This is a genomic window from Propionibacterium cyclohexanicum, assembly GCF_900111365.1.
Classification (GTDB): domain Bacteria; phylum Actinomycetota; class Actinomycetes; order Propionibacteriales; family Propionibacteriaceae; genus Propionibacterium; species Propionibacterium cyclohexanicum.
In genome coordinates this window covers 58,109-84,291 of record NZ_FOGZ01000013.1, presented here as the reverse complement: position 1 = coordinate 84,291, position 26,183 = coordinate 58,109, and the positions used below count along the sequence as shown (strand labels likewise).

27 protein-coding genes are annotated in these 26,183 nt (G+C 65.0%); 8 read left to right on the top strand and 19 right to left on the bottom strand.

All coding sequences use genetic code 11. The annotated features are described in order from the left end of the window. Positions 1–222 precede the first annotated feature (222 nt). Positions 223–603: an SdpI family protein gene (locus tag BMX93_RS07620; protein ID WP_177170125.1), complete on the top strand. Its 381-nt coding sequence runs from the start codon at positions 223–225 to the stop codon at positions 601–603. Positions 604–1,081: 478 nt separating this feature from the next. On the opposite strand, the gene BMX93_RS07615 is transcribed toward BMX93_RS07620, so the two are convergent. Genes BMX93_RS07615 through BMX93_RS07605 form a run of 3 tightly spaced genes read right to left on the bottom strand, consistent with a single transcriptional unit; the run spans position 1,082 to position 2,246 of the window. Then, on the bottom strand, positions 1,082–1,495 hold the full coding sequence (locus BMX93_RS07615; RefSeq protein WP_177170124.1) for a response regulator transcription factor: 414 nt from the start codon (positions 1,493–1,495) through the stop codon (positions 1,082–1,084). Beyond that, a complete protein-coding gene (locus BMX93_RS13545; protein WP_425438773.1) occupies positions 1,495–1,881 on the bottom strand; it encodes a response regulator in 387 nt (128 codons plus the stop codon). Before BMX93_RS13545 ends, BMX93_RS07615 begins: the two co-directional genes overlap by 1 nt. Positions 1,882–1,901: 20 nt before the next feature. After that, entirely contained in the window at positions 1,902–2,246 is a 345-nt protein-coding gene (locus BMX93_RS07605; protein ID WP_143052851.1) for a hypothetical protein, read from the bottom strand. 94 nt (positions 2,247–2,340) lie between these two features. On the opposite strand from BMX93_RS07605, the gene BMX93_RS12735 reads away from it, so the two are divergent. Then, positions 2,341–2,598, top strand: coding sequence for an ABC transporter ATP-binding protein/permease (locus tag BMX93_RS12735; RefSeq protein WP_143052850.1), 258 nt, complete (start codon positions 2,341–2,343; stop codon positions 2,596–2,598). Between the two features lie 244 nt (positions 2,599–2,842). Here BMX93_RS12735 and BMX93_RS07600 read toward each other — a convergent pair whose 3' ends face one another. The 5 genes from BMX93_RS07600 to BMX93_RS07580 all read right to left on the bottom strand — a co-directional run bounded on the left by BMX93_RS07600 (position 2,843) and on the right by BMX93_RS07580 (position 7,141). Beyond that, positions 2,843–3,445, bottom strand: a complete 603-nt coding sequence (locus BMX93_RS07600) for a DUF1707 SHOCT-like domain-containing protein (protein WP_177170122.1) — start codon at positions 3,443–3,445, stop codon at positions 2,843–2,845. Positions 3,446–3,479: 34 nt separating this feature from the next. Continuing rightward, entirely contained in the window at positions 3,480–4,214 is a 735-nt protein-coding gene (locus BMX93_RS07595) for a glutamine amidotransferase (RefSeq protein WP_091969706.1), read from the bottom strand. Continuing rightward, positions 4,211–5,386: a glutamate--cysteine ligase gene (locus BMX93_RS07590; protein WP_091969704.1), complete on the bottom strand. Its 1,176-nt coding sequence runs from the start codon at positions 5,384–5,386 to the stop codon at positions 4,211–4,213. The genes BMX93_RS07595 and BMX93_RS07590 overlap by 4 nt, the downstream gene beginning before the upstream one ends. A gap of 41 nt (positions 5,387–5,427) precedes the next feature. After that, positions 5,428–6,213, bottom strand: a complete 786-nt coding sequence (cysE, locus tag BMX93_RS07585) for a serine O-acetyltransferase (protein ID WP_091969702.1) — start codon at positions 6,211–6,213, stop codon at positions 5,428–5,430. Between the two features lie 193 nt (positions 6,214–6,406). Further along, positions 6,407–7,141, bottom strand: coding sequence for a type 1 glutamine amidotransferase domain-containing protein (locus BMX93_RS07580; protein WP_091969700.1), 735 nt, complete (start codon positions 7,139–7,141; stop codon positions 6,407–6,409). 426 nt (positions 7,142–7,567) lie between these two features. Here BMX93_RS07580 and BMX93_RS07575 point away from each other — a divergent pair, with 426 nt between their 5' ends. Next, the gene (locus BMX93_RS07575) at positions 7,568–8,323 is read left to right on the top strand and encodes a sulfite exporter TauE/SafE family protein (RefSeq protein ID WP_091969699.1); all 756 of its coding nucleotides are present in this window, start codon (positions 7,568–7,570) and stop codon (positions 8,321–8,323) included. 361 nt (positions 8,324–8,684) lie between these two features. On the opposite strand, the gene BMX93_RS07570 is transcribed toward BMX93_RS07575, so the two are convergent. The 9 genes from BMX93_RS07570 to fdrA all read right to left on the bottom strand — a co-directional run bounded on the left by BMX93_RS07570 (position 8,685) and on the right by fdrA (position 18,357). After that, a complete protein-coding gene (locus BMX93_RS07570; protein WP_091969697.1) occupies positions 8,685–9,863 on the bottom strand; it encodes an acetamidase/formamidase family protein in 1,179 nt (392 codons plus the stop codon). Next, positions 9,863–10,720, bottom strand: coding sequence for a FadR/GntR family transcriptional regulator (locus tag BMX93_RS07565; RefSeq protein ID WP_091969696.1), 858 nt, complete (start codon positions 10,718–10,720; stop codon positions 9,863–9,865). The genes BMX93_RS07570 and BMX93_RS07565 overlap by 1 nt, the downstream gene beginning before the upstream one ends. 1 nt (position 10,721) lies before the next feature. Next, positions 10,722–11,528 carry an amino acid ABC transporter ATP-binding protein gene (locus BMX93_RS07560; protein WP_091969734.1) on the bottom strand — a complete coding sequence of 269 codons (807 nt, stop codon included), beginning with the start codon at positions 11,526–11,528 and terminating at the stop codon, positions 10,722–10,724. Beyond that, complete coding sequence (locus BMX93_RS07555; protein WP_091969694.1) at positions 11,528–12,322, bottom strand: amino acid ABC transporter permease; 795 nt, start codon at positions 12,320–12,322, stop codon at positions 11,528–11,530. The genes BMX93_RS07560 and BMX93_RS07555 overlap by 1 nt, the downstream gene beginning before the upstream one ends. A gap of 18 nt (positions 12,323–12,340) precedes the next feature. Beyond that, on the bottom strand, positions 12,341–13,201 hold the full coding sequence (locus BMX93_RS07550; RefSeq protein ID WP_177170121.1) for an ABC transporter substrate-binding protein: 861 nt from the start codon (positions 13,199–13,201) through the stop codon (positions 12,341–12,343). A 399-nt stretch (positions 13,202–13,600) separates the two neighbouring features. Continuing rightward, positions 13,601–14,539 carry a carbamate kinase gene (locus tag BMX93_RS07545; RefSeq protein WP_091969691.1) on the bottom strand — a complete coding sequence of 313 codons (939 nt, stop codon included), beginning with the start codon at positions 14,537–14,539 and terminating at the stop codon, positions 13,601–13,603. Then, positions 14,536–15,363, bottom strand: a complete 828-nt coding sequence (locus BMX93_RS07540) for an oxamate carbamoyltransferase subunit AllH family protein (RefSeq protein ID WP_091969690.1) — start codon at positions 15,361–15,363, stop codon at positions 14,536–14,538. Before BMX93_RS07540 ends, BMX93_RS07545 begins: the two co-directional genes overlap by 4 nt. 7 nt (positions 15,364–15,370) lie before the next feature. Beyond that, entirely contained in the window at positions 15,371–16,669 is a 1,299-nt protein-coding gene (locus BMX93_RS07535; protein WP_091969687.1) for a YlbE family protein, read from the bottom strand. A gap of 11 nt (positions 16,670–16,680) precedes the next feature. Next, positions 16,681–18,357 (bottom strand): acyl-CoA synthetase FdrA, encoded by a 1,677-nt coding sequence (gene fdrA, locus BMX93_RS07530; RefSeq protein ID WP_091969685.1) that lies wholly within the window; start codon positions 18,355–18,357, stop codon positions 16,681–16,683. A 67-nt stretch (positions 18,358–18,424) separates the two neighbouring features. Between fdrA and BMX93_RS07525 the strand changes: the two genes are divergently transcribed. Then, the gene (locus BMX93_RS07525) at positions 18,425–19,054 is read left to right on the top strand and encodes a GntR family transcriptional regulator (RefSeq protein ID WP_177170120.1); all 630 of its coding nucleotides are present in this window, start codon (positions 18,425–18,427) and stop codon (positions 19,052–19,054) included. 109 nt (positions 19,055–19,163) lie between these two features. Further along, a complete protein-coding gene (locus tag BMX93_RS07520) occupies positions 19,164–19,916 on the top strand; it encodes a sulfite exporter TauE/SafE family protein (protein WP_091969681.1) in 753 nt (250 codons plus the stop codon). Positions 19,917–19,928: 12 nt separating this feature from the next. On the opposite strand, the gene BMX93_RS07515 is transcribed toward BMX93_RS07520, so the two are convergent. Continuing rightward, the gene (locus tag BMX93_RS07515) at positions 19,929–21,359 is read right to left on the bottom strand and encodes a DHA2 family efflux MFS transporter permease subunit (protein ID WP_143052848.1); all 1,431 of its coding nucleotides are present in this window, start codon (positions 21,357–21,359) and stop codon (positions 19,929–19,931) included. A 92-nt stretch (positions 21,360–21,451) separates the two neighbouring features. Between BMX93_RS07515 and BMX93_RS07510 the strand changes: the two genes are divergently transcribed. The 3 genes from BMX93_RS07510 (at position 21,452) to pntB (ending at position 25,140) form a co-directional block, all read left to right on the top strand. Then, a complete protein-coding gene (locus BMX93_RS07510) occupies positions 21,452–22,099 on the top strand; it encodes a TetR/AcrR family transcriptional regulator (protein ID WP_091969677.1) in 648 nt (215 codons plus the stop codon). Positions 22,100–22,176: 77 nt separating this feature from the next. Continuing rightward, entirely contained in the window at positions 22,177–23,721 is a 1,545-nt protein-coding gene (locus tag BMX93_RS07505; RefSeq protein WP_091969675.1) for a Re/Si-specific NAD(P)(+) transhydrogenase subunit alpha, read from the top strand. A 6-nt stretch (positions 23,722–23,727) separates the two neighbouring features. Next, entirely contained in the window at positions 23,728–25,140 is a 1,413-nt protein-coding gene (pntB, locus tag BMX93_RS07500; RefSeq protein ID WP_091969673.1) for a Re/Si-specific NAD(P)(+) transhydrogenase subunit beta, read from the top strand. Positions 25,141–25,284: 144 nt separating this feature from the next. Here pntB and BMX93_RS07495 read toward each other — a convergent pair whose 3' ends face one another. Next, positions 25,285–26,181 carry an SDR family oxidoreductase gene (locus BMX93_RS07495; protein WP_091969670.1) on the bottom strand — a complete coding sequence of 299 codons (897 nt, stop codon included), beginning with the start codon at positions 26,179–26,181 and terminating at the stop codon, positions 25,285–25,287. Between the last annotated feature and the right edge of the window lie 2 nt (positions 26,182–26,183).

The window sequence follows — 26,183 nt, the reverse complement described above, 5'->3', positions numbered from 1 at the left end:
CTTTCCCGTCAGGATAACTAGTGGTGGTACAGTAATTATCCCAAGGAAAGGGCCAATGCCCTAAGCGAAACGCCGAGTTAGGAATAAGTCTCTAAGTAGAGCGAGGGGGAAATCGAAAGTGCGATTCACAGTAAATTAACAAATGTCACTATTCCAGCCTAAACCTAGCAACTTTCGACTATTCTTGAACATGGTATTACAAAATGGAAATAGGTGATGGAAATGACGACAACTGAACTGTTCTCGCAGATGGGGATATGGATCGTCGGAGCAACCATTCTTATTGGTTTGTCTTGGGGACTTACTGCGTGGTACCAGAAGGGGCCCAAAGGCCGGCGCAATTCTTGGGCTGGGTTTCGATTCCAGGCATTGTTCAAGAGTGATGAAGCTTGGAAGACTGGACACAAGGTTGCTTTCAAGCAATTCTGCCTTAACGTGATTTCAATTTGGGTTCCATCTATCGTTCTAGTAGTAATCATCAAATCTTCTCCAGTTCCAATTGGAATCATTTTAATTGTTTTATGCTGTATGCAGATGGTGTGGTTCGTCGTTGCGTCACGTATGGCAATTAATGCGGCACTAAAAGTCACGGGAGACAAGTGATTCTGAACGATTTCTATCTGAATCACTCATAGATCCGCGTGGCCAGCTAGACGAGAGATGCTCTCCTTATCTGGAGAGCATAAGATGACGAAGTTCCGAGTGCTCACGTGTTTGTCGTGAGTTGTTCTGTTCATTATTCCTGATTATATGGTATCTTCCGTTGCCGTAGTAGGTACCAAGGCCCCGTAGACTCCGTGTGACACGTCGCCTAGCTTCTACCGTGGGAGCGTTACTGTTCCACGAGCCCCCCATCCAGAAATTATCAACTATCTAGGGGTTCGCTTCAATATGCAGATCTCAGCGCCAGCTTGGTGAATTTCTTCTCTATGACGATCGCCGGGTACCAGTGCCCACACACTGCCGCGAACCCGGTGAACCGGTGCGGCATGTCGCATTCGAGGTGACCTGGGGCATCTACCAGAACGTCATCGACTCCTGCCAGGGCTACAAGGAACTTCCGGACCGGGAAACCAGCGAGCTATTCACGAAAACTCCCGAAGTCGTCGAGCCAGCGGCGCACGGCCAACACGCGCGCGTTGTCGTCGCTGGCCGCCGCGATGTCGAGCGTGATGAAAATTGCTTGGAGATGCGCGTCGACCGTCCGTCGCGAGATCACCAGTTGTGAGGCGATGCCGGCGTTGCTGCGACCGGAAGTTACGAGACGGATAACTTCGGCCTCGCGCGGGGTCAGCGAGCCCTTGAGTCCAATGACCCCGGCGTGCGCATCGATGACAGCGGGGTCGATCGCGGTGCCTCCGGCGCCCACGACCTCTATTCTTTCAAGAAAGGTCTCGGTATCCAGTACGCGGTCCTTCAAGAGGTACCCGAATCCGGGCGCCGAGTCGGCGATGAGCTCCGAAACGACAGTCGGCTCGATCAGTTGGGTGAGCATCAGGACCGGGAGGGTCGGCATCCTCTCTCGCAGCAGCATGACCGCACGCGCACCGTCACATCCGACTGGTCGGGTGGCATCCGGATGTCGGAGATCACCAAGTCGGGCCGCTGTGCGTTGACCTGCTCGATGAGCGAGCCAGCATCGCCAACCTGAGCGACCACGATGTGGCCGGCTTGCTCCACGAGGCGCACGAGTCCGTCCCTCAGCAGGACTTGGTCTTCGGCGATCACTATCCGCACGGCAGCACCGCCTCGACGACAGTGCCCCGCTCGCGACTGTCGCGGACGAGGAATGCTCCTCCAGATGCCGTAACTCGCTCGGCGAGGGAGCGCGGTCCTGTGCCGGCTCGGGGATCGGCGCCGCCGGATCCGTCGTCTGGTCATCCTGTCATTCATGTTCGCCGTCACTGACGGGAACGGAACGACTCGCCCTCGGCGGCGGCGTCGGCGCGATGCGACTCGAACGCGAGTTGAGCTTCGACGAGCGCGGGGCGGAGAAGTGCTGAACAGTCTTTGAGGGTGGAAAGCCTGCCCGCGACGACGTCGTTTGAGGGGAGCGCAGCGATGGCGGGCTCGCCGTCGTCCCGACGCCCGATCGTCACCATGCGCGGATCGGCATCGGCCCCATCGGCCGGCTCGTCGACCCAGACGTCAGGGCCGACTCGCAACCACAGTTGCAGGTTTCGGTCATCGACAGTGCGGCGCAGGGCATTGCGGGCGACCTGGCGATGGTCGCCCTCCGCGACCATCCCGACCGCACGCAATTCTCGCCGTATAGGGGCTGCAGGGTCGACAAGCCGAGCCGTCCAGCTGTGCGACCGCTGCCACGCCAGGGCGCCGACGATGGCCACAGCAGCACCGATTGCCACCGAGCCGGCCGCCGACAACATCCGGCAGCTTCCGTGGAGACCATCCTGCCTCCTCATCATCCACCGGCCCGAGGAAATCAGAGCAGCAGACCGCATCGTAATCATGGATCATGGAAGGGTTGCCGCCATAGGCTCCCACACGGAACTCATGCGCTCAAGCCCACAATACAGAGAAATATTCCGTGAAGAATACATCCCCATCCTCGAAGAACAGCCTGGCGCGACGATATGAGTACCGCTCTCTGGCCCTGCGGCAGTGACCGACAAACAGTGTGTGGGGTCCCGGTGGGATTCCTTGCTCAGTTTTCTCAAAACGGCCTTGGAAGGTAATCGCGAGGGCATTGAGGGCCGGAGCTCCACTTCATCATCCATCGTGCCCGTCCGCCCCGGCCGGGTCAAAGAACCGGGTGAGGAGATACAGGCACGTCAGCGCCACGTGCTCGTTCGGGGCTATACCCCGGCCCACACATCATTCCTCAGGCAGCCCCGTCGTAGCCGCGCACAGTGATCGAACTCATCACGCACGACCCGGTGAGCACGATGAGGGGTGCGTCGGGGCGCGGCGTGCCCAGGCTCTTCGTGTTCAGATCGGCGGCGATGAGCCGCGTGCGGTCCTCCACCCGGGTGCCCTGATGCACCCTGATCTGCAGCTCGGCCATGAGCAGCGACACGTCGATGAGGATCCGGTGGGAGGCGAAGTAGGCCTCTCGCATGTCCAGGCGTATCTCGCCCATCATCCCCGTGACGCTCATCTGCTCGGGTACCAGCCACGCGCCGGTGCGGCGCACCTCGCTCATGACGGCCCGGCTGCTCGAATAGCTCGGCAGCTCGACCGGTGGTGGGGGCTGGCCCGCGCTCGACATGACGATGGAGCGCGGAACATGCCCGAGGTCGGCGATGAGCCTGCTCAGCTCACCCACTGTCTTGGCGCGCAGCGCCGAGTCCGTGCGCTCGGAATGCTCTGGCAGCGAGATCCGGCCATCTGCGCAGGCTGCCTGGAGGATGTCGACCACCGCGGAGCGATCCAGATCGGAGGCCCGCAGTTCCAGCTCGCGGGCGGAGGGCTCGGATGCTTGCATGGCACAACCGTAAGACACCGGCAGCGGCGCGTGCTCAGTCGGTGGCGGCGAAACGGCGCACGAAATTGCTGAGCACCAGGTGCTGGCGCCCATCGACCGGGCCGGCGAGGGCCTCATCGCGGATCTGCTCGAAGGCCTCCGGCTCGAAATAGCCCATGTGCTTGTAGAAGCTGATCCGGGTCACGAAGTCGCTGGGCGCGAGCTCGGGGTGGAACTGAGTGACATAGACATTGCGGTTCACCCGGTACATCTGCACCGGGCAGTGGTCGCCCAGGGCCAGCACCGCCGCACCACGCGGCGGGATCGTGCAGGCCTCCTTGTGGCCGACGAAGGCATGGAAGCTGGGCGCCAGCCCGGCACACAGCGGGTCTGCCCCGCCCACTTCGGTGAGGCGCACCTCGACCGCCCCGGCGGTCTCGGCGTATTCGGGTCCGACGACGCCCCCGAGAGTGCTTGTCACCATTCCCACCCCGTAGCACAGCCCGAGGAAGGGCATGTCGGCGGCGATCACACGGTGCAGCAGTGCCTGCAGTTCGCTCTCCACGCGCTGTTGCAGGGCGTCCTTCACAGGGGAGCTGGCGCTGAACGAACTGCCCCCGAGGATGACCCCGGAGAAGTCTGCCAGGTCGATGGGGGGCATGGGCTCGGCCTCCACCCGCAGATGGATGAGGTCCGCGGCGTCGAGGCCGCTGTGCCGGCGCACGGCGTCGAACTCGTTGCGGGCCGCCTCGTCCTCTTCGCGAGTTCCCAGCAGCAAGAAGGGCTTCATCGATCCTGGTCCTGTGAGTTCTCGAGATGGTGCGCGGCGTCGGCCTGCCAGCTCGGGGCCTCGGCCCCAGTCTCGTCCACCAGCCGGCGAGTCAGGTCATACAGATCGGCGTCGGCCGCCAGGGCCCGCTGGCGCTCATAGGGCGCGCCGCGCCTCGACAGCTCAGCGGCGAACTCCAGTTCCCCGGTACAACCCAGATCGTGGGCCACGGGATGGAGCCGGTCGATCCATTCGTCGAGGCACTCTCGCACCGGCCGGACCCGGTGGCGGTGCTGCGAGGTGATCATCTCAGCGTCCAGCCCGTAGCGGGCGGCCCGCCACTTGTTCTCCTTGATGAACCACGGCTCCAGCGCGACAAGCCCGCGGCCCGCATCGAGCTCGCGGACGGTGAACTCGGTGAGGCACTGGGTCAGTGCGGCCAGCGTGCCGATCTCTGCCAGCGTGCCCACGGAATCGGCAGTGCGGTTCTCCACAGTCCCGAAGCGCGGCGCGGGACGCACGTCCCAGCGAATCTCGCTCGCGCTGGAGATCATCGAGCACTGCGTGACTCCGGTGACGAAGTCCTCGAATTGCGACCACTCGGTGAACTGCCAGGGCAGGCCATTGGTGGGTAGCTGCTGGAAGAGCATGGTGCGCTGGGAGGCGTAGCCGGTGTCGTCGCCCTCCCAGAACGGGGACGATGCAGACAGCGCAAGGAAGAAGGGGTAGAACCGCGAGAGGACGTCGACCACCGGCAGCGCGTACTCCTTGGCTGTCAGGCCCACGTGCACGTGGATGCCGCAGATCGCCATCTGGCGGCCCCACCACTGGTTCCGCTCGGTGACGACGTCGTAGCGAGGGCTGCTGAACGGCTTCTGCTCGCTGGCCCGGCTGAACGGATGACAGCCGGCCCCCAGCAGACTCACGCCCTGGGCCCTCGCCGCGACGCGCACCTCGGCGAGCCGGTCGGCCACGTCGTCCACTGCGTCAGCCACGCGCTGATGGGGCTGCGAGACGACCTCGATCATGTTCTGCAGGTATTCCTTGCGGATCGGATCGTCGCCGTGCACACCGAGTTCGCTGAGCAGCCCATCGGCAGCCGGAACTAGCTTGAGGGTCTGGGAGTCGACCAGCGCAAGCTCCCATTCGATACCCACCGTGCCCCGGCGCGAGGCGTGGAAGTCGACCTGCATTGTCGGTACCTCTCGATAGGATCAACCAAGTCTAGTGGCGCTCACACGCCCGGGTTGATTGCCTGGTCGAGGGCAGGCATCGCATTCGGGGGATAGCTCACGAGATGTGCGGGCACTCCGGCAACGGTCGTATAGGGCGCAACGTCCTCCAGAACCACCGATCCGGCGCCGATCTTGGCGCCCTCGCCCACCGTGATGTTGCCCAGCACCTTGGCGCCCGCGCCGATCATGACGCCCCGGCCGACCTTCGGATGGCGGTCGCCGCCGATCTTGCCGGTTCCTCCCAGCGTCACCTCGTGGAGCATCGAGAAGTCGTCGCCCACGACCGCGGTCTCGCCGATGACCACCGAGGTGGCATGGTCGAACATGATGCCCTTGCCAATCCGGGCGCCCGGATGGATGTCCACTGCGAACGCCTCCGAGATACGGCTTTGCAGATACAAGGCCAGCGCCTGGCGTCCGTTCAGCCAGTAGTGGTGTGCCACGCGATAGGCCTGCAGCGCGTGGAAGCCCTTGAAGTAGAGAAAGGGCACCGAGTATCCGCGGGTGGCCGGGTCGCGGCTCAGCACGGCACGCAGATCCTCGCGGATTGCGGTGCCGATCTCGGGTTCTTCGTCGAAGGCCTCCTTCATGAGCGTCTGGAGGCTCAGCGAGGTGACCGTCTCGGTGCCGAGCTTGCTGGCCAGGATGAAACTGAGCGAGTCCTCGAACTCGGGATGGGACAGCACACTCGTGTGCAGGAAGCTCGCCAGTGCCGGCTCGTTCTGGGCGTCCGCGCGAGCCTCGGTGCGGATACGGGACCATACGTCATCGCGGTGTTCGGTCATGTCGCGCCTTCTGGGATCTGTGAGGAGGTTTCGTCTCCGTCCGGCAGAGCCAGGAACACCCTCGGACGGGACAGGGGACTGTGCTGCGAAGACGTCAGCAACAACAGCGCGCAAGGGCGAGATCATGCCGCACCGGGCGTCCGTTTCTGCTCCTCATCACAGACGAAAGCGTACCTGCCCGTGCGCCGGAGTCCTACGGCTGTCCGGGACCGTTCCGCCGTCCTGGGGCCAGGCGTTCCAGCACGAGGTCCGCCACGGCCGAGGACGAGGCGGGGTTCTGGCCACTGAGCAGTGTCCGGTCGCTGGCCGTGTGGGGCTTGTAGGGGGTGCCTGTGTCGACCCGCAGGCCCGCGGCCCGCAGTCTGTCGTGGAGAAGCCATCGGGCCTTGGTGGCCAGGCCCCCCAGGTCCTCCTCGGCATTCGTGAAGGCTGCCAGGCGATAGCCGGCGAAGGCATTGGTGCCGTCCTCGCGAGTCGCCGCCAGCAGGGCCGCTGGGCCGTGGCAGACCACTGACACGAGCAGGCCTGCATCGAGGGCGCGGGTGAGTAGATTTCCCGACAGCGGATCAACGGCCAGGTCCTGCATGGGTCCGTGTCCGCCCGGAACGAACACCGCAGCGAACCGGTCGAGATCGACCTGGTCGAGAGGAATCGGGTGGGTGAGCTGCTCGGAGCTCACGATGGCCTTGCGCAGGTGCTCGCCGTCCGGCCTGCCCGGCGTGTCCGAGTCATCGGAGGTGGCGAGACTCGCCTCGTCGACGGGGGGAACCACCCCGCCAGGGGTAGCGACGACCACCTCGTGTCCGGCCGCCAGGAAGGCCTCGAGGGGCACCACCGCCTCCTCGGCCCAGAAGCCGGTGGGATGGGAGCTGCCGTCTGCCAGATCCCAGTGATCGGCGGCGGTCATGATGAACAGGATCGATGACATGCCAGACTCCTTCGGCGATGGATGGGTCCCTCGTCTCGATTCTGCTGCGCGATGCCGGGACAGCCAACCAGGGCTGGTGCGAACTCAGTGGGCTTGGGGGGCGGGCCCGAGCCCAGCACCGTCCTCAGTACAGCTGCATGGCCTGCTCACCGGCCACGATGGTCGTGCCGGGAGTGCTCCTTTCCTTCGGAGACGAATTGTTGGTGCGGGTAGCAAGCGATAGCCCATCGGCTCGGTGATGCCGGGGGAATCTGTGCACGGTGTTCCGCGCTCTCCTGCACAAACTACGAGTGACGTTTGCCGACAGCTCAATGATCATTGCCGGCGCACAGTAATGGGATCTGAACCGGCATGCCCAGTGTGGCGGCTATGCTGTCCCCGGTGGACCGATCGGGTATGAGTTCGCCGTCACCTGGGAGGCGCATAATGGGTTCGTTCCAATATCTTCTGGCAGGGCTGGCTGGCTTCGGGGCAGGGACGATCAATGCGGTTGTCGGCTCTGGTTCGCTTATCACTTTTCCAGTGCTGGTCATGCTTGGTCTGCCTGCGGTGGACGCAAATGTCACGAGCAATATGGGCGTGCTGGCCGGAAACTTCTCCAGCCTCAGTGGATATCGCTCGCAGTTTCGCCGCGCCGGCTCGCTGCTGCGCGTGCTGGCACCCGCCGGGGTGTTCGGAGGTCTGGTTGGGGCACTCCTCCTGCTCGTCGTGCCGGCCGCCGCATTCGAGGCGATTGTCCCGGCACTGGTCGGCTTGGCACTGTTACTCGTAGTCACAGGCCCTTGGATCAATCGGCACGCGGCTGGTGGCAAGGGCTGGGCGGCTCCCATGTGGGTAGTCGTCACCGTGACCGCGTTCGTCTCCTTGTACGGCGGTTACTTCGGTGCCGCTCAGGGCGTCCTGTTCGTCGGGCTGCTCGGAGTCGTGACCCAGCTTGAGCTCCAGACCATCAATGCGGTGAAGATAGTCAATACCCTCATTGTGAACCTGGTCGCGGCGATCGTATTCATGACGAAGGGCTGGGTGCATATTCACTGGCTGCTGGCGGGCGCCGTGGGGGTGGGGGCCATTGTGGGTGGTGTGGTGGGCTCGTATGTGGGAGTCCGACTTCCGGCCTGGTTGTTACGCACAATCATCGTTGTCGTCGGACTTGTGGCCCTGGTCGTACTGCTGAAGCGCTGAATCGGATTTCGTCTGCGGTGAGCAATCACCAGAGCGGGCTTCTCGCTGTTCATTCCATCACCGACAGGCTATGGGCTGAGTATGTGAACAATGGTGTGTATCCAGCGTCCCCTCGAGAATGAGTTCGGCACACGAGGCAACGTCAGCGCCGGGCACATCCTGACGAGGCGGGGCCTGATTTCGGCGGGCCGAAGAGCAGCGGATCGTGACCAGACGCGCAGGCTGCAGCCTGCGGGAGCCCGCCACAGATCAGAGCCGGGGCCAGGACTGGGCCGGGGCCAGGACTGGGCCGGGGCCAGGACTGGGCCGGAGCCCGCAGAGCGCACGTTTCCGATCCTGGCTGCCCGGTCGCTGACTGGCCTCAGTCCGAGGACAACCTGACCTGCTCGGCGGCAGAGAGAACGTCCAAGGACCACAGGTTCCGTTCGAAGTCGGACTTCCGGATTCGCGCATGCACGCCCTTGACGATGTCAACGGCCTCTGAAATATTGAAATCGGTCGCTGCGCTGAGATAGGCGTAGGCGTGCACCTCGTCGAGTCCCCATCGATTGCAAAGCAGTGAAATCGCTTGGCGGGTGCATCGCTGAAGGGCAACATCTAGATCGCGGTCGCGACCTGTCGGGACAAGCAGCTCCGGTGTTTCAATGAGTGGGCCGTCGAGTTCACCGAACTGGGACTTCACTGCGTCGCGAGGAATGACCCTGATCCGCAGGGTTGCCTGAAGGGAGGCCTCGAGGGCGGTGAGGGAGACTTCGCCATCGCCCTGGGCGAAATGTGGATCGCCCACGAAGAACCCGGCTCCCGGCACCTGTACCGGAAGGTACAAAGTGGTGCCGGCAACCATCAAGTTAATGTCGACGTTTCCGCCGAAGTCCCCGGGCGGTACGGAGTTAAGGTGCTCATCGGTATCGGGGGTCACCCCCATGATCCCGAGGAACGGGTGAATCTTGAATGAGATGGGATACCTGGATTGGGCTTGTCGTTCGGTCTCTCTCGCTTTCTCGTCAGGCAGCCTAAGCATGGCTACCGCATCCAAACCGGATCGCGACATGACGGCGAGACTTGGGTCCGTGCTGAGCAGATGAGCGAAAACGCTGCTCACCTTGCCGATGCGCGGTAGCTCTCCGGCTAAGGCCCCCTTGCCGTGCCTATTTGACACAACACCGTATGGCACCCGCGGAGCCAGCTCCACAATGTCCACTGCAAGTAGATCGCCGGGGCGAGTGCCTCGTACGGTGATGGGCCTGTTAAGAATATGAGGGCCATCCGTATTCTGATCATGCGGCACCTTCCGGGCGATATCAATCGCGTCTTGCAGAACATCTTCGGGGTGGATACCCTGAGCGCCGAAGAATGCAACAGGGTCGCGGCCCTGATCCTCGAGAAGCCCTTCGTGGCTCACTGTGTCGATCTGGAAGAGCTCTCCGGGCCGGACAACCCCGATACGGTCGTCCGATCGTGCCGGAAGCGTTCCCCATCGCACCTTTTCGGCAGTTGCTCGAAAGAGTTTCAACTGCGTGGGATCGGCCACGATTGACATCACATCACCCTGCCTTGGGTCGTTTCTGCTGTGGGTAGCGCCTGGGTTGCTGCTTCGATGCGATATTTCTCAGTCAATTCCGCCACCTGCGCCAAATGGGCTTTCATAGCGTCCATGGCGAGCTCCTGGTCGTGGTCCGCCACTGCGCGGAATATTCTCCGGTGCCCTTCCAGCGACACGTGACGACTGTGCCGGGTGCGATGCGAGTCAAGACGATACTTGGCGGTTGCATCATTCATGAAAGAAAGAAGCGGTGGCAATAATGCATTACCACTGCATTGCGCCAATAGCAGATGGTAATCAAGATCACACTGCAGGGAGCCCGCTGCGGTCAATTGCCCTTCGGACCGTTCCAGAAGGTCCTGCATGCGATCCAGATCGGCGGCGCTGGCTCGCGCAGCGGCGACCCCGGCGATACTTGGTTCGACCATGTCACGGAGCTCGGCGACATCGTGCAGGTCACGCTCCACGCCGCCGAGCAAGGCAATTACTTGGTTGGCACGCGGGTCCGGCGGGGCAACTTCCGTTCCGGTTCCGCGACGGCGGATGACGAGGCGATGGAGTTCGAGCAGCTTGAGTGCATCGCGCACGGTTGTCCGTGACACGCGCATTTTCTCGGCCAGCACGCGCTCGGATGGCAAGCGTGTTCCGGCCGGCAGCTCGCCGCTTTGAATTGAGCTCTCCAGGCGACCGGCTATTTCAGCCGCGATTCCCCCAGTGGCCCGGAAACGCATGTCCTCGAGTCGTACGCTGGATGGCCAGTCGTGATCGCTCTGCCCGGGCGTGGGTGAGTTCGGTCGTGGGTCGTGGCGAGGGTCCATATTGGAATGCTTCAGGTCGGCGACCATGTCGGTCATCTCAGGCCACCTTCGCAAGAAATTCCTGGGTTCGTGAGGTCGATGGATGATCTAGAATCTCGTGTGGCGTGCCTGTTTCGACGACTTGACCGTCGGCCATCACGACAAGGCGTGAGGCGACCTGCCGCGCGAAAGAGATCTCGTGCGTGACGACAATCATCGTGATCTGGCCACCTGCGGCGAGATCTCTCATCACCCGCAGGACCTCGCCGGTCATCTCCGGATCGAGGGCGCTCGTGGGCTCGTCGAAGAGCATGAGCTTCGGGTGCATGGCCAAGGCCCTCGCGATGGCGACCCGCTGCTGCTGGCCTCCGGACAGCCCGCTGGGATGGGCATCTGCACGATCCGCCAGGCCTACGCGCGTGAGGAGAGCGCGTGCTTCCTCGACGGCCTCGCTCTTCGGCTTCTTCAAGACGCGGACCGGTGCGTGCCAAATATTCTCAAGGGCAGTCATATGGGGATAGAGGTTGAAGTGTTGGAAGACGAAACCGATATCGCGACGCTGGCGGGCGAGCACGCGCTCGGGGGCGCGACGTACAGCGCCATGTGCTGTCTCGATGTATCCGATCCGCTGACCGCTGATAGTCACCTGACCGCCATCCAGGCTCTCAAGCCCGTTCAGTGTTCGAAGCAGTGTCGTCTTTCCTGCACCGGAGGGACCCAGTAGTACCACCACTTCTCCTCGGTTCACGTCGAAGTCAACGCCTCTAAGGATGAGCTTCCCGCCCAGCACCTTCTTCACCCCAGTTGCGTGGACAACTCGGTCGGCGTTTTCCTGAGGAATGTTCAGCACGGCTGCTTCTCTCATCATGAGAAGACCTCCTCGCTCTTTCTATTTCCAATGAACAAGCGTGTGAATCCATCCTCGAGACGCTCTACAACACCGGGAGAATCGAGCCCGAGGCGTCTGTTGAAATAGCGTTCGAGCTCATCTTGAAGAACTGTCCAGACAGTCGTGAGCGCCAAGTAGTAGATGGCGGTCACGATGAAGATCTCGAAAGTCCTGAATGTGGCGGAACTGATTGACTGAGTGATGAGGAACATCTCGCTGACACCGATGATGCTCAGTAGCGAGGTATTCTTCATGAGCGAATTGAACTGATTCCCCAGAGGGGGTATCATCGTGCGAATCGCTTGCGGAATGACTATCCACCGCATGGCGTTTCGCCTGATCATTCCCTGAGTGGCGGCAGCTTCCAGCTGCCCGCTCGGTACCGCGACAATAGCGGCTCGCATGATTTCAGAAATGTTGGCACTCTCGTTGAGGGTCAGCCCAACGATGGCTGCCTGGACGGCGCCTGAAAGACTGATTCCGAGAAGATGGATATCTGTGAATCTGTAGATATTTGCGGCGGCGAGACCGAGGTAAATTATGACGAGCACGACCAGCAGCGGAGTGCCTCGCAGTACCCAGACATACAAGGCTGCCAGCACGCGAAGAGGGGCAAAGCGGGAGAGTCTCATGAGGGCAATGAGCAAACCCACGACCAACGCGAAGAACATCGCTGCAATGGAAATGAATATGGTGAGCCCAAGGCCGCCCAGGAAGGCGCTACTCGGATGGAAGAGACTGTTCCAGAAAAATTGCGAGTCGAATGTCATGATACTCTTCGTTTCTTCCTAGAATTTGTACGCCAGGTCTGACATGCCCCACTGCTGCAGGATCTTCTGGTATTCACCGCTTTGATTCATCGCGGTAAAGGAGCTCTGCAATTTTTGCGAGAGCGCAGTATTGCCCTTCTTGACGGCCGCGCCGACCTCGATCTCGCCAAATGATTTTCCAGTCATTTCGAACGTACCAGGCTGCTTCTTCTGATAATAGAGCACAACTGGTGTCTCTCCTGCGTAGGCATCGACTTGTTTGTTGATGAGCTGCTGGACGGCTGCGGTGGTCTGGTCAGTCTGGACTACTTGAAGTTCCGGCTTGCCATCCTGCTGGCACTTCTCTGCTTGTTGCTGAGCCAGCAGAGTGGCGGTCTTGCCCACCGCAGCACTCACTTTGAGGCCGCATAGGCTGTCGTCCATGCCGGTTATTCCCTTGGGGTTGCCATTCTGAACCGCTACTGCTGAGCCTGACATGAGATAGGGGGTGAAGTCGACGATTTGCGCGCGATCCGGCTTGATGTAGAGGGACGACATGATGACATCGCACTTACCGGCTTGTAGGGCGGGAATGATCGAGGCGAAAGCCACATCGACATATTTGGGGGTGAGGCCAAGGTTCGCAGCCACCCAATTGGCCATGTCGATCTCGGCTCCGGTTGGCTTATTGGAGGCGTCCGTAAAGTACGTCGGGGGATTCCCCGTGCTGAGGGCGGTGCAGATTGCCAGCTCTCCATTGTGGGCGATCGTTGGGGCACTGAGCTCGGCCACCTTTGCTGAGGATGGCGAAGCAGATGACGCGGCGTTCGTGGAACAGCCGGCCAGCGCGCTGGCGGCGAGCGCGAATCCCACGAAACTGGTGATTACTTTCTTCAGCACGGGCGCTCCTCGGGATTGGTACCTTGGTTGGACCAGTGAAACGTTACGGAGCGGGCGTTTCAGTGCGATTACATCTCAGTCACGTGGTGGTTAATCTCTCCCGCGGCTTCCAGAGTCCGAGGACCGGGAGTTGGCTGGTCAGGAACGACCATGCAGCCGTGCTGCGTGCATGCTCTCGACAGCACCGAGCCAGGCCGGCCCTCTCGCGGCACCCGCCTTGTTCCTGCTGTACCGCCGTCGGTGAGCTCAGGGGTGCCGCCATGCGTGGATGCAGCGTGTGAGGTCGTGGGGAGCTGACCACTGTTCGGGCTTGGGCAGGACGCCTTGAGCAGGACCTGGCGAGCAGCGGATGCGAGGGGGTGCGAGTCCGGCGTCCGACCCCCGTCGTACCGGGAAGGGTCAGTACAGCTGCGTTTCCTGCTCGGCGGCCACGATGGTCGTGCCGGCGGTGCCTGCGAGCAGCTGCTCCAACTGGGAGAGCCGCCCGATGACGGCGGTGGCGCCGGTATGCGTCACGAACTGGGCGGCGGCAGCGACCTTCGGCCCCATCGATCCGGCGGCGAAGTGATGGCGTTCGAGCTCCGACACGCTCACGGTGCGCAGCGCGCGCTGGCGGGGAGTGCCCCAGTCGAGCATCACGGCATCGGCGTCGGTCGCCATGACGAGCACGCCCGCTCCGATCTCCGAGGCGAGCAGCGCCGAGCTGGCGTCCTTGTCCACGACCGCCTCGACGCCGATGAACTGGCCCGAGGCATCGCGCGCGATGGGGATCCCGCCGCCACCGACGCAGATGACGAGGTGCCCCGCTGCCAGCAGGCGTTTCGTGGAATCGACCTGCACGACGCGTCTCGGGCGGGGGCTGGGAACCACCCGGCGCAGGGAGCCGCCGTCGTCGGCGAAAGCCCAGTGCTGGTCCGCACCGAGTACTCGCGCCTGCTCCGGCTCGTACCCAGGCCCGACGAACTTCGTGGGATGGCTGAAGGCGGGATCGTCGAGACTCACCTCCACGAGGGTGAGCACGGTGGTGATCATCCGCTGCTGCTCGTGGCGCTCGACGAGGGCGTTGCGCAGCTCGCTCTCGATGAGATAGCCGATCATGCCCTGGGTCTCGGCCCCGAGCACGTCGAGGGGCATGTCCTGGCTGCCCGCCGGACCGCGACGGAGGGCCAGCATTCCCACCTGGGGCCCATTGCCATGCGTGATGACGAGCTCGTGGTCCTCGCAGATGTCGAGCAGTGGCGCACAGGCAACGCGGATATTGGCCCGCTGCTCCTCGACGGTGAACGGCTGCCCGCGTTTCGCGATGGCATTGCCGCCCAGTGCCACGACGACTCTCATCGCCTCTCCTCCCCGCCAGTCAGTTCCGTGTGAAGGGCCGCCATCCCCGCCAGCAGATCGGCTCCCGAGCTGTGCCCGATCCGGGCGACTGCTTCGGTGGCGTACCGGATCTCCCGGCGGGAGCTGTCGCGTGCGACAAGGACGTCGAGGAGCCCGGTGACGGGCCGAGAGAACTCCCCGCCGAGGGCCAGCCGCAGATGGCAGAGCGACACATCCGTGCTGAGGCCGTCGGTCAGCCGCCTGGCACAGCCCGCCTGGCATGAGCGGGCAATCCCCGCGCACTGGGCCAGCGCGAACATGCCGATGAGGGCGTCGTCCCCCGAGGGCGTCAGCCCGATTCCCAGCCCGCACAGTGCCAGCAGAGCGTCCGGTTCGCGGTCGGCCGCCAGCGCCTGCGCGGCAGCTGTCAACCGCGCGCGACCGAAGCGGCGGCCCGGCGGGGAATCGAACCACGAGGCGCCGGTGCCGCAGATCGTGGGCTCGAACGCAGCCGGCATGCCGCGCGCTTCCAGCCGCATCGGCTGGCTGAGGGCGCGACGGATGTCCAGATGCAGCGGCGTACCGACCGGCAGCGCTCGCAAACCGGCCAGCTCAGCGGGGCGGACCCTCATCGAGCACACCGCCTGCACCGGCGTGCCGCCCACATTGACCGGTGTCGTCCCGCAGCGCACGGTGAGAGTGGAACGATAGACCGCCGTGATCGGCCCGACCGGCTCAGCCGCCGCCGCGCGGGCGGCCGGGCCAGCCATCTCGAGCACCTCCACCCGGCGTGCCGCCGTGACAGTGCCAGCGCTGGACCGGCAGTCGCTGCTCGCGAGGATCATGACCAGCTCACGAGGCGAGACCGTAGAGCTCCCCGAGCGCCTTGAGCGCGGCCGTGAAGCAGCCCAGGGGGGCACGCACCGTGCCTGCACCGATCTGGCCCACACCGGGGACGATCGAGGCGATCCCGGTGTTGATGATCGGCGTGATCGAGGTCTTGACGACCAGCCGCACGTCGATACCTGTCGGGGCGCCCTGGAAGTCCCAGGTGGGGATGCTCATCGCAGGATTGTTGCCCACGACGATCTCGGCCATTTCCTCGGTGGTGGCGACCGCGTCAAGGAAGCCGCCGGCGCCGACGAAGCGCGTGACCCCGGGGGCGGCGACCATGCTCATGCCGCCCAGCCCGAAGGTTTCCAGGATCGCGGAGTCGCCCATGTCGGGGCAGGCCTGCGACTGGTCGAAGCCCGTGAAGAACAGGCCCTGGGGGGTGTTGACCGGCGCGGTGAACCAGCGCTCCCCGAGCCCCGAGACGCGGATCCCGAACTCGTGGCCGTTGCGGCACATCGCCGTGACCACCGAGCCGGCCTGGATGGCCCGGGCGGCGTCGGCGTTCGACTTGCAGGCGGCCATGGCGAGGTTGAGGAAGAACTGGTCGGTACGGGCCAGGAAATCACTCACCTCAACCCGCGCCGTGGCATCGATGTCCGCCGCGGCGAGCAGCGGTGCCATGTCCTTGGCGAACAGGGCGGACGCTGCGATATTGCGCTGGTGCATCTCGTCGCCCATCGTCAACGCCCGGGACATGAGCGGTGCGAGAGGATAGCCGCCCTCGGTGCGCTCCAGTGCTGCGGCGAGCGCCGGCCCGAGGACATCGCGCATCCAGCGCAGTCGCTCGATCACCTCGCTGTCATAGGCCCCGAAACGCAGCACCTTGCCGATGCCCTCGTTCATCGTGGAGTAGGCCACATTGCCGTATCGGGCGTTGACCACCTTGACGAGTGCCATATGGGCGCTCGTGATGCCGCCCATCGGGCCGACCGCCCCGACATCGTGACAGGGGATGAGGGTCACCTCGTTGGCGACGATGCGCCGGGCCTGCTCCTCGGTGTCGGCCCAGCCCTCGAAGAGCGCCGCGCCGACGCAGGCGCCCTGGGTGGGCGCGGGCAGATCGGCGAAGGCCACCGGCGGACCGGCATGCAGCAGGACCTTGCGGGCGGGATCGAGCTCGGGGATGAAGGTGTGTGCCTCGGCAACGTCGACCAGGGTCGGCTGACCTCCGGTGAGCACCTCGACGACGGCGCGGTTGGCCTCGTCGATGGAGCCGAAGTCGCCGATGCCGCGAGCGATCTCATGCAATGTGGTCATATCAAGCCCTTTCAGGACATCAGGAGACGGTCGACGAGACGGGCGAGCTGGGCATCGCCCCCGGCGGGCGGCGACCAGGACCACTGCACGACGGGGGCGCCGATACCGGCGAGGTCCTCGGCGAATGATGCGAGCCCGACGTTGATGGTGCGAGGGCCGCCGAGCAGACCGGCGATGGCCTTGGGTACATCGCTGGAACGAGAGGGCGCCGCTGTACCGATCCGGCGCGCCAGCGCGGCGGCGTGACGGGCAGCCGCGGCGTTGTCGGGCAGGACCCGGACCCCGGCCTCGCGGAGGACCTCTGCCTGCGCCGACAGCTTCTGCTCGTCCCGCTCGGTGCCGCAGATCGAGGCGACGACGCGCACCTGGCGTCCCGCGGCCTCGGCGCGAGCCAGTCCCTCGCGGATCGGCCCGGCGATGGCGCCGGCCGGGTCGGCGGACGAGCCGTGCCCGAGCACCAGGTCGAGCAGCAGCACCGCGGTGCTTGGTTCGGCGAGGGCGCGCGCGATCGCCTCGGCCCGCGAGGCCGGGTCGATCATGGGGTGCGGACGGCCTCTGGTGTACACATCGTCGCCCAGATCGACGATCCGGTGCGGGCCCGCCGCCAGCACCGTCCCGGCGGGCGGTTCACCCGGATCGGCGGTGAGCTGCAGCTCCTCACGCAGGATCATCGCGGCCTCGTCGGCAAGCGTGCCGCCGGTGTACAGGCCGACGATGCCGCCGTCCGGGCGGGAGAAGGTGGCGGTACCTGCCAATTCCACGGCGCGGCGGGCAGCCTCGGACAGGGTGCGCGCCTGCGTGAGATTGCCCTCGCGTCCGGTCTCGTCGTGGCCGTCGAGGAAGACGGTCACCACCGGGGTCGACAGCTGCTGGGCGGCCTGCTCGACGCGTGCCCGGACGCTGGGCGCAGGCGGCTTGCTCACGAGCACGATGACCTCGGTCCGCGGGTCCGCGTCGAGTGCGGCGAGGGCCTGCACGGCGGTGCGTCCGCCCACTGCCTCGCTCAGATCGCGGCCGCCGAGGCCGATCGCGTGACTGATCCCGGCGCCGAGCCGGTCGACCTGGACCATGACCTCCTGGGTACCGGTCCCCGACGCCCCGACGACGCCCACCGAGCCCGCGGCGCACAGATTTCCGAACGCGAGGGGCACGCCGGCGAAGGCGGAGGTGCCGCAGTCGGGCCCCATGAGCAGCAGACCGAGCTCACCGGCTCGGGTCTTGAGCATGACCTCATCTTCGAGGCTCACGTTGTCGCTGAACAGCAGCACGTTGAGGCCGGATTCGAGCAGCTCGTGCGCTTGGGCCGACGCATACTCGCCGGGGATCGAGACGACTGCAAGGTTGGCGTCGGGCAGCTTGGCGCGCGCTCTCGCGAGGCTGTGCACCCTCGCGAGTCCCGAGCTCGCGCCGGCCGACGCCTGATGCGCCAGCAGCGCATTGGCCTGCTCCACGACCTCCCGGAAGCTCTGCGGGTCATCGGCGTCAATGCCAATGATGAGATCTGTGGCGGCCGCGGCATCGACCTCGGGTGAGCCGAAGCCCGTGGCGCCGAGGATCTCCTTGTTCGCAGGGGTGCCCATCATCACGGAAACCTTCGTGACCCCGTCGAGATCGGACAGCGTGCGGCTGAGCACCATAAGGGCAACCGAGTCCTGGTAGGTGTTCTTCTGGACGATGGTGGTGAGCATGAAACCTCCTGGCCAATTCCCGACGATGGTATACCAAAAGCTGCCCGCGGTGGCTAGGGTGCTGGGTATGGACAGCCTCCGCGAGCAGGTCGTCGCGCAGTTGCGCGAGTCGATCCTCAGCGGTGCCCTGCCCGCGGGCACGAAACTGCGCGAGCGCGCCATCTCCGAGCAGCTGGGGGTCTCGCGCGTACCCGTGCGCGAGGCGCTCATGGTGCTCGAGGCGGAGCTGCTGGTCGAGATCGTGCCGCGTTCCGGCGCGGTCGTCACGACGCTGACCCGAGATGAGGTTCAGGAACTGTTCGAGGTGCGCGAGGTGCTGGAACCACTGGCGGCACGGCTTGCCGCCCGGCATCGCACCGCGGCTGACCTCGAGGCCCTCGGCGAGCGTTGCTCGGCGGCGCACGAGGCGATCCACGCCGGGGATGATCGCGCCGGAGCAAGCGCCAATGCGGATTTCCACGCATTGCTCGCCGGGGCCTCCGGCTCGGGCCTGCTCGTGTCGATCATGGCTCCCCTCCAGCTGCGGATGGAGAGGCTCTTCCGTCGCACGATCAGGGGCCGTGCCGTGGAACTGGCCGAGGACCACGAACGCCTCGTCGAGGCCTTGCTCCGCCGCGACGAGGCCTCGGCTGCCTTGCTGGCACAGCTGCACGTCACGCAGACCAGGGCACCCAGCCTGGCGCTGTTCGAGGACTGAGCGCCAGGGCGCCGGCTGCGAGACCGAGGGGATGGCGAGGGACCGACCAATCAGCGCACTGGTATACCGTTGCCGGGTTGGCTGGAAGTTGACCGAGGAGTGTGGGGCTGTGGAGCTGTGGCGTCTGGTGGCGGTGGCCGCCGCCGGCTTCGGGGCCGGGCTGGTCAACACGGTCGTGGGCTCGGGCTCACTCATCACCTACCCGCTCATGGTGATGTTCGGAGTGCCGCCGGTGTCAGCCAATATCGCCAATACCGTGGGTCTGGTGCCCGGCTCCATCGCAGGAGCCTGGGGCTACCGCCGCGAACTGGGGGCGCTCAAGGGATTGCTCGTGAGCCTGGGTGCGGCCTCGGTGGTGGGCGCCACCACCGGGGCCTATCTGCTCACCCGGCTACCGGCTGCCGCGTTCACCTTCGCCGTACCGGTACTCGTTCTCGCCGCCGCACTGCTCGTAGCATTCCAGCAGAGGATCGCCGCCCGGCTGCGCCCCACGGAGGGAACCCGGTGGGTCCCCCTCGTGGTGGTCGTCTTCCTGTCCGGTGTCTATGGCGGCTATTTCTCGGCGGCCCAGGGCGTCATCCTGCTGGGAGTGCTCGGCCTGTTCCTCGCGGTGGGGATCCAGGAACAGAATGCCCTGAAGAATCTGCTGCAGATGCTGGTGAATCTCGTGGCGGCGATCTTCTTCGTCACCACCGGGCCGGTGCGTTGGGACTATGCCGGCGCGGTGGCGGCGGGCTCGGTGATCGGTGCCACCGCCGGGGCATGGCTGGCGCGCCGGATACCGTCACGCGTCTTGCGCCTCTTCATCGTCGTCTTCGGTGTGATCATGGCCTGCTATCTGGGATATCGAGCACTCGCCTGAGCGGGTCCGCGGCTACTCCACCTGCGCGGACGCGGCGCGTCCGGGCAGCCACAGCGAGAGCACCGCGCCGATGAGGGTCATGACGACCGCTGCGGCGAACGCGGCATGGAAGCTGGCCTGGGCGCCCAGGGCGTGGTTGCGCAGGGAGGATTCGAGGACGACTGCCGCGACAGCCGTGCCGGCACTCGCACCGACCTGCTGACCGACTCTGGTGAGGATGGAGGCGTGCGGGACCGCCGCATTGTCGATGTCGAGATAGGCCACCGTCATGATCGGGATGAGCAGCACGCCCAGCGCCAGGCCGCGGAGGAAGAGCACCCCGGACAAGACCATATTGCTCGTCGAGGCATCGGCGAAGCAGAACGGCAGGGTGGTGGCTGCGGTGAGCAGGAAGCCCGTGAGCGCGATGACGCGGCCGCCGAAGCGGTCGGTGAGGCGCCCTGCGACGATCCGGCTCAGCAGGGAGCCAACGCCCTGGGGCACGAGCAGCAAGGCCGCGTTGAGCACACTCTCGCCGCGCAGATCCTGCCAGTAGAGCGGCAGGAGGAACTGAGCGGCATACATCGCCGCGCCGACCAGGAAGAGCGCGGAACTCGCCGATGCCACCGAGCGGGCGCGCAGCAGGGTGATGTCGATGAGAGTGCGCTGGGGGTCGCGGGAGCGTGGCCATGCCACGAAGAAGACCAGCAGCGCGACACCGACGATGAGCGGGATCACCACATCGGCGTGGGCGAAGCCGTCCTCCCGGGCGATATTGGTCAGGCCGAGCAGCACACCGGCCAGGCCTGCCGCGACGCTGAGGAAACCGACGATGTCGAGCGAGGGGTGCTGGGCCTGCGCGGGGCGTTCGTCATGGAAGGCGGGGATTGCCACTGCGATGGCAGCGATGCCGAAGGGCACGTTGATGAGGAAGAGCCAGTGCCACGACAGCGAGTTGAGCACGATACCGCCGAGCACCGGTCCGACGATCGGGCCCACCGCAACCGGCAGCGAGACCGTGCTCATGAGGCTGCCCAGCGAGGTGATGTTGCGGTGGCGCGCCTCCTGCACGGCCAGGGTCTGCATGAGCGGCATGAGCACGCCCGCCGCGAAGCCCTGGAGGGCACGGAAGGCGATGATGGAGGCGATGTTCCACGACAGCGCGCACAGGAGCGATCCCACGACGAAGGCGATGAGGGCCATCAGCCACAGCCGGCGTCCGCCGAACCGGGCCTGCGCCCAGCCGACCACGCACACCGCCACGGCCATCGCCAGGAGATAGCCGGTTGTCACCCACTGGATCGTCGCGGCAGTGGTGTGGAAGGCGCCGATGAGGGTCTGGAGTCCGATCGAGACGATCGTCGAGTCCATGATCGGCATGATGGCGCCGAGGATGATGGCGGTGATCAGCAGGCCCATGCCCTTCGTCCCGGTGAGGGGCGGCTTCGATTGTTCTGAGCTCACGGTATGTCCTTGGTTCGAGGTGGACGAGCAGTCCAATATTAGATACGGATCAGTTTCTTACGCACGGTAGCTCGGTGCGTTAAGATACGCAAATGGACCTTAAAGAGAGCACTCTCGATGAGCGCACCGAGGCACCGCCCGCCCAGCGCAGATCGCGACGCAGGGGAGCCGCGCTGGAGAAGGCCATCCTGGATGCGGGCTGGGAGCAGTTGGTCGGCAAGGGGGTCGAGAACTTCAGCTATGACTCGGTGGCCGCCCGCGCTGGCACCTCGAAGCCCGTGCTCTACCGGCGCTGGTCGAGCCTGCCAGAGCTGGTCATTGCGACCCTGCGGCACAGGATCGACGAGCGAACCATCCACCAGATCGACACGGGCTCCCTGCGCACCGATGTCATCGAGCTCCTCAGGCAGGTCAACGAGCAGCGCGCCGAGATGTTCTTCCTCATCACCGGCGCCGGAATGTACTTCGAGCAGATCCACACCACCCCGGCACAGATGCGCGAGCAGGTGCTCGCCGGGCTTAGACCGAGCATGGACGGGGCGCTGGCCCGTGCGCGGGCCCGTGGCGAGCTCCACTGCGAGCTGCCGCCGCGTGTCGCGAACCTGCCCTTTGATCTGCTGCACGGCGAGATCCTCATGACGATGCAGGCGCTGAGCGAGCAGGCCATCCACTCGATCGTCGACGAGGTCTTCCTGCCCTTGGTCAACGCCTATGACAGTGGCCAGGTCGGGGCCCGATGACGGTGCCGGTCGTTGGCCGGGAATGGGTGGCTGTCCCGGTGCCGACTTTGTCTTGAGGCACCGGTAATCTCAGTCCCATGAGAATAGGCATTCCACGGGAATCGCTGCCTGGCGAACGCCGGGTGGCAGCCACCCCGAAGACCGTGCCCCAGCTGCTGAAGCTGGGCTATGAGGTCGCAGTCGAGCGTGGTGCCGGAGCACGGGCAGCGCTGCCCGACGCCGAGTACGAGGCAGCCGGGGCAGAACTGGTCGACACCGTCACCGCATGGGGCGCCGACATCGTCCTGGCGGTCAACGAGCCGAGCGTGGAGGAACTGGCCGCCATGCATGCCGGCGCGACGCTCATCACCTTCCTCCACCCACGAGAGAATCCTGGCCTCGTCGAGGCCCTCCAGCGCGCCGGGGTCACCGGCATGAGCATGGACATGGTGCCGCGTATCAGCCGCGCCCAGTCCATGGATGCCCTGAGCTCCACAGCCAATATCTCCGGCTACCGCGCCATTGTCGAGGCGGCCTACGCCTATGGACGCACCTTCGGGGGCCAGGTGACGGCCGCCGGCAAGGTCGCCCCCGCCAAGGTCTTCGTCATCGGCACCGGAGTGGCAGGCCTTGCCGCCCTTGGCGCGGCCAACTCGATGGGTGCAGAGGTCTACGCCACCGATGTGCGCCCCGAGACGGCCGAGCAGGTGGAGTCGATGGGCGCCACCTTCCTGAACGTCCGGGCGGCCGGGGACGAGCAGGCGGTCAGCTCGGACGGTTACGCCAAGCAAACCACCGACGACTACAACAAGCGTGCTGGCGAGCTGTATGCCGAGCAGTGCCCGAAGGTCGATGTCATCGTCACCACCGCTGCCATCCCCGGGCGTCCGAGCCCGAAGCTCATCACCGCCGAGATGGTCGCATCCATGAAGCCCGGCTCGGTCATCGTCGATCTCGCCGCGCTGGGCGGCGGCAACTGCGTGCTCACCCGGCCCGGCGAGAAGTACACCACCGACAACGGGGTCACGATCATCGGATACACCGACATGCCCAGCCGGCTGCCCGGCCAGGCCAGCCAGCTGTACTCCACCAATCTGGTGAACCTGCTGAAGCTCGCCACCCCGGGCAAGGATGGCCAGCTCGTCGTGGACTTCGACGACGAGGTGCTGCGGAACATGACGGTGGCCAAGGACGGCCAGATCACCTTCCCGCCACCACCGATCCAGGTCTCGGCGGCACCGGCGGTCAAGCCCGCGGCAGTGGCGGACAGACAACCGGAAGCTGTCAAGCCACCCCGGCCCTGGTACGTCTCGTTCGCGGTTGTCGGCGTGCTCGCCATCGCCCTCATCGCCCTGCTCACCTTCGCCCCGGCATCCTTCATCTCGCTGTTCAGCGTCTTCGCCGTGGCCGTCGTCGTCGGCTACTACGTGGTCTGGAATGTCACCCACGCCCTGCACACCCCGCTCATGAGCGTCACCAATGCCATCAGCGGCATCATCATCGTCGGGGCGATGCTGCAGCTGCCCAAGGACAATCCGGCGATCATGATCATCGCCGCGCTCGGCGTGCTCATCGCGTCCATCAACGTTTTCGGCGGCTTCTCGGTGACGCGCCGGATGCTCAACATGTTCAGGAAGGCGTGACCGGCGATGGTGCTTCTCGAAACGGCACGGGTCAGCAATTTCATCAATGCGACGTTCATCGTCTCGGGCCTGCTGTTCATCCTGGCATTGGCCGGGCTCAGCAAGCACGAGACCTCCCGGCGGGGCAACGCCTTCGGCATCCTCGGCATGGTGCTCGCCATCATCGCCTCGATGGTCTCGATGGCCAGCCAGGACACCAGGACCATCGCCTGGGTGCTCATGGCAGTCGCTATGGTCATCGGCGCAGCCATCGGGCTGTACAAGGCGGCGAAGGTCGAGATGACCGGCATGCCCGAGCTCGTCGCCCAGCTGCACAGCTTCGTCGGTGCTGCCGCGGTGCTCGTCGGCATCAATGCCTATCTCGAGCACCCGCACGCCGAGGCGTTCTCGATGTACGAGATGTGGATCGGCATCTTCATCGGCGCCGTCACCTTCACCGGATCGATCGTGGCCTGGGGCAAGCTCTCCGGACGGATCAAGTCGGCCCCGCTCACCCTGCCAGGACGCAACTGGCTCAACCTCGGCGCCCTCGTGGCGATCATCGCCTGCGGCATCTGGTTCGCCAACGGCGGCGGCTGGCTGCCGCTCATCCTCCTGACGGTGCTCGCGCTGCTGCTCGGCATCCATCTCGTGGCGGCGATCGGCGGTGCCGACATGCCGGTGGTCATCTCGATGCTCAACAGCTACTCCGGCTGGGCGGCTGCGTTCAGCGGATTCAGCCTGGGACTGTCCGTGCTCATCGTCACCGGCGCCCTTGTCGGCGCGTCCGGTGCGATCCTGTCCTACATCATGTGCAAGGCGATGAATCGCTCCTTCGTCTCGGTGATCCTGGGCGGCTTCGGGCAGGAGACGGCCAGTACCGCGGCCGGCCCGCAGGGCGACATCGCCGAGGTGGATGCTGCCGGTGCCGCGCAGCTGCTGCGAGGTGCCGAGAAGGTCATCATCACCCCAGGCTATGGCATGGCCGTGGCGCAGGCTCAGTACCCGGTTGCCGAGCTCGTGAAGAAGCTGCAGGCCCAGGGCACACAGGTACGTTTCGGGATCCATCCGGTGGCCGGACGGCTGCCGGGTCATATGAACGTGCTGCTGGCGGAGGCGCACGTGCCCTATGACATCGTCATGGAGATGGACGAGATCAACGACGACTTCTCCGACACCGACGTGGCCCTTGTCATCGGCGCCAACGACACCGTCAACCCGGCCGCGATGGATCCCGGCTCGCCGATCTCGGGCATGCCCGTGCTCCATGTCTGGGAGGCGAAGAAGGTCATCGTGTTCAAGCGCTCGATGAATGCCGGCTATGCCGGCGTGCAGAACCCGCTGTTCTTCGAGGAGAACACGGTGATGCTGTTCGGCGACGCGAAGGCCTCGGTGGACGCCATCAACGCCGCGCTGCCGGCCCTGGAGCCCGCCTCGTGAGCTGAGTTCCCGACAGGCCATTGCGGGGGAGGGCTTACGCCCTCCCCCCGCAATGCGTCAGGTCCGTCGCTGGCCCGCCATCGGGACTGCGATGGTTCGCCGCGCGGCCGGGATCGCCGACACGCCAGCGTGCTGCTCGCCTGCTCAGGGGGTGGGCATTCCCCCGGTCACCGCGAGCGTCTCGCCGGCCACATAGCTCGACTCGGGCGAGGCCAGGAAGACATAGGCGGGTGCCAGTTCGGCGGGCTGGCCGCTGCGTCCCAGCGGGGTCTGGGAGCCGAAGTGGGCCAGCTTCTCGTTGGGCTGGCCGCCGCTGGGCTGCAGCGGAGTCCAGATCGGACCAGGTGCCACGGCATTGACGCGGATGCCCTTGGGGGCAAGCTGCGCGGCGAGCGCCTTGGTGAACCCGTTGATGGCGGCCTTCGTGGTGGCGTAGTCGAGCAGGATGGGGGAGGGCAGGTAGGCCTGCACCGAGGTGGTGTTGATGATCGTCGAGCCGGGTCTCAGATGGGGCACTGCGGCCTTGGTGAGGTGGAACAGCGCAAAGACATTGGTGCGCATGGTCTGCTCGAACTGCTCGTCGGGCAGGTCGACGATGTCGGTGCAGTACAGCTGCTTGCCCGCATTGTTGACCAGGATGTCGAGCCCGCCGAGTTCGCGTACTGCGGTGCTCACCGCCTGGGAGCAGAAGGAGCTGTGCGAAAGATCGCCCGGGATGAGCACGGCCTTGTGCCCGGCCGTTTCGACCTGGTTGCGCACGTGCTGGGCGTCGTCCTCCTCCTCGGGCAGATAGGTGAACGCCACGTCGGCGCCCTCGCGGGCGAAGGCGATGGCCACCGCCGCCCCGATTCCGGAATCACCGCCGGTGATGAGGGCCTTTCGCCCCACCAGGCGCGAGGAGCCCCGGTAGGTCTCCTCGCCGTGGTCGGCCGATGGAGTCAGTTGCGTGTCGTGGCCAGGCTCGGGCACCTGCTCCTCGGGAGCCTCGACCTGGGGATAGCGGGTCACTGGATTCTCGAACGTGTACTGGCTTCTGGACATGC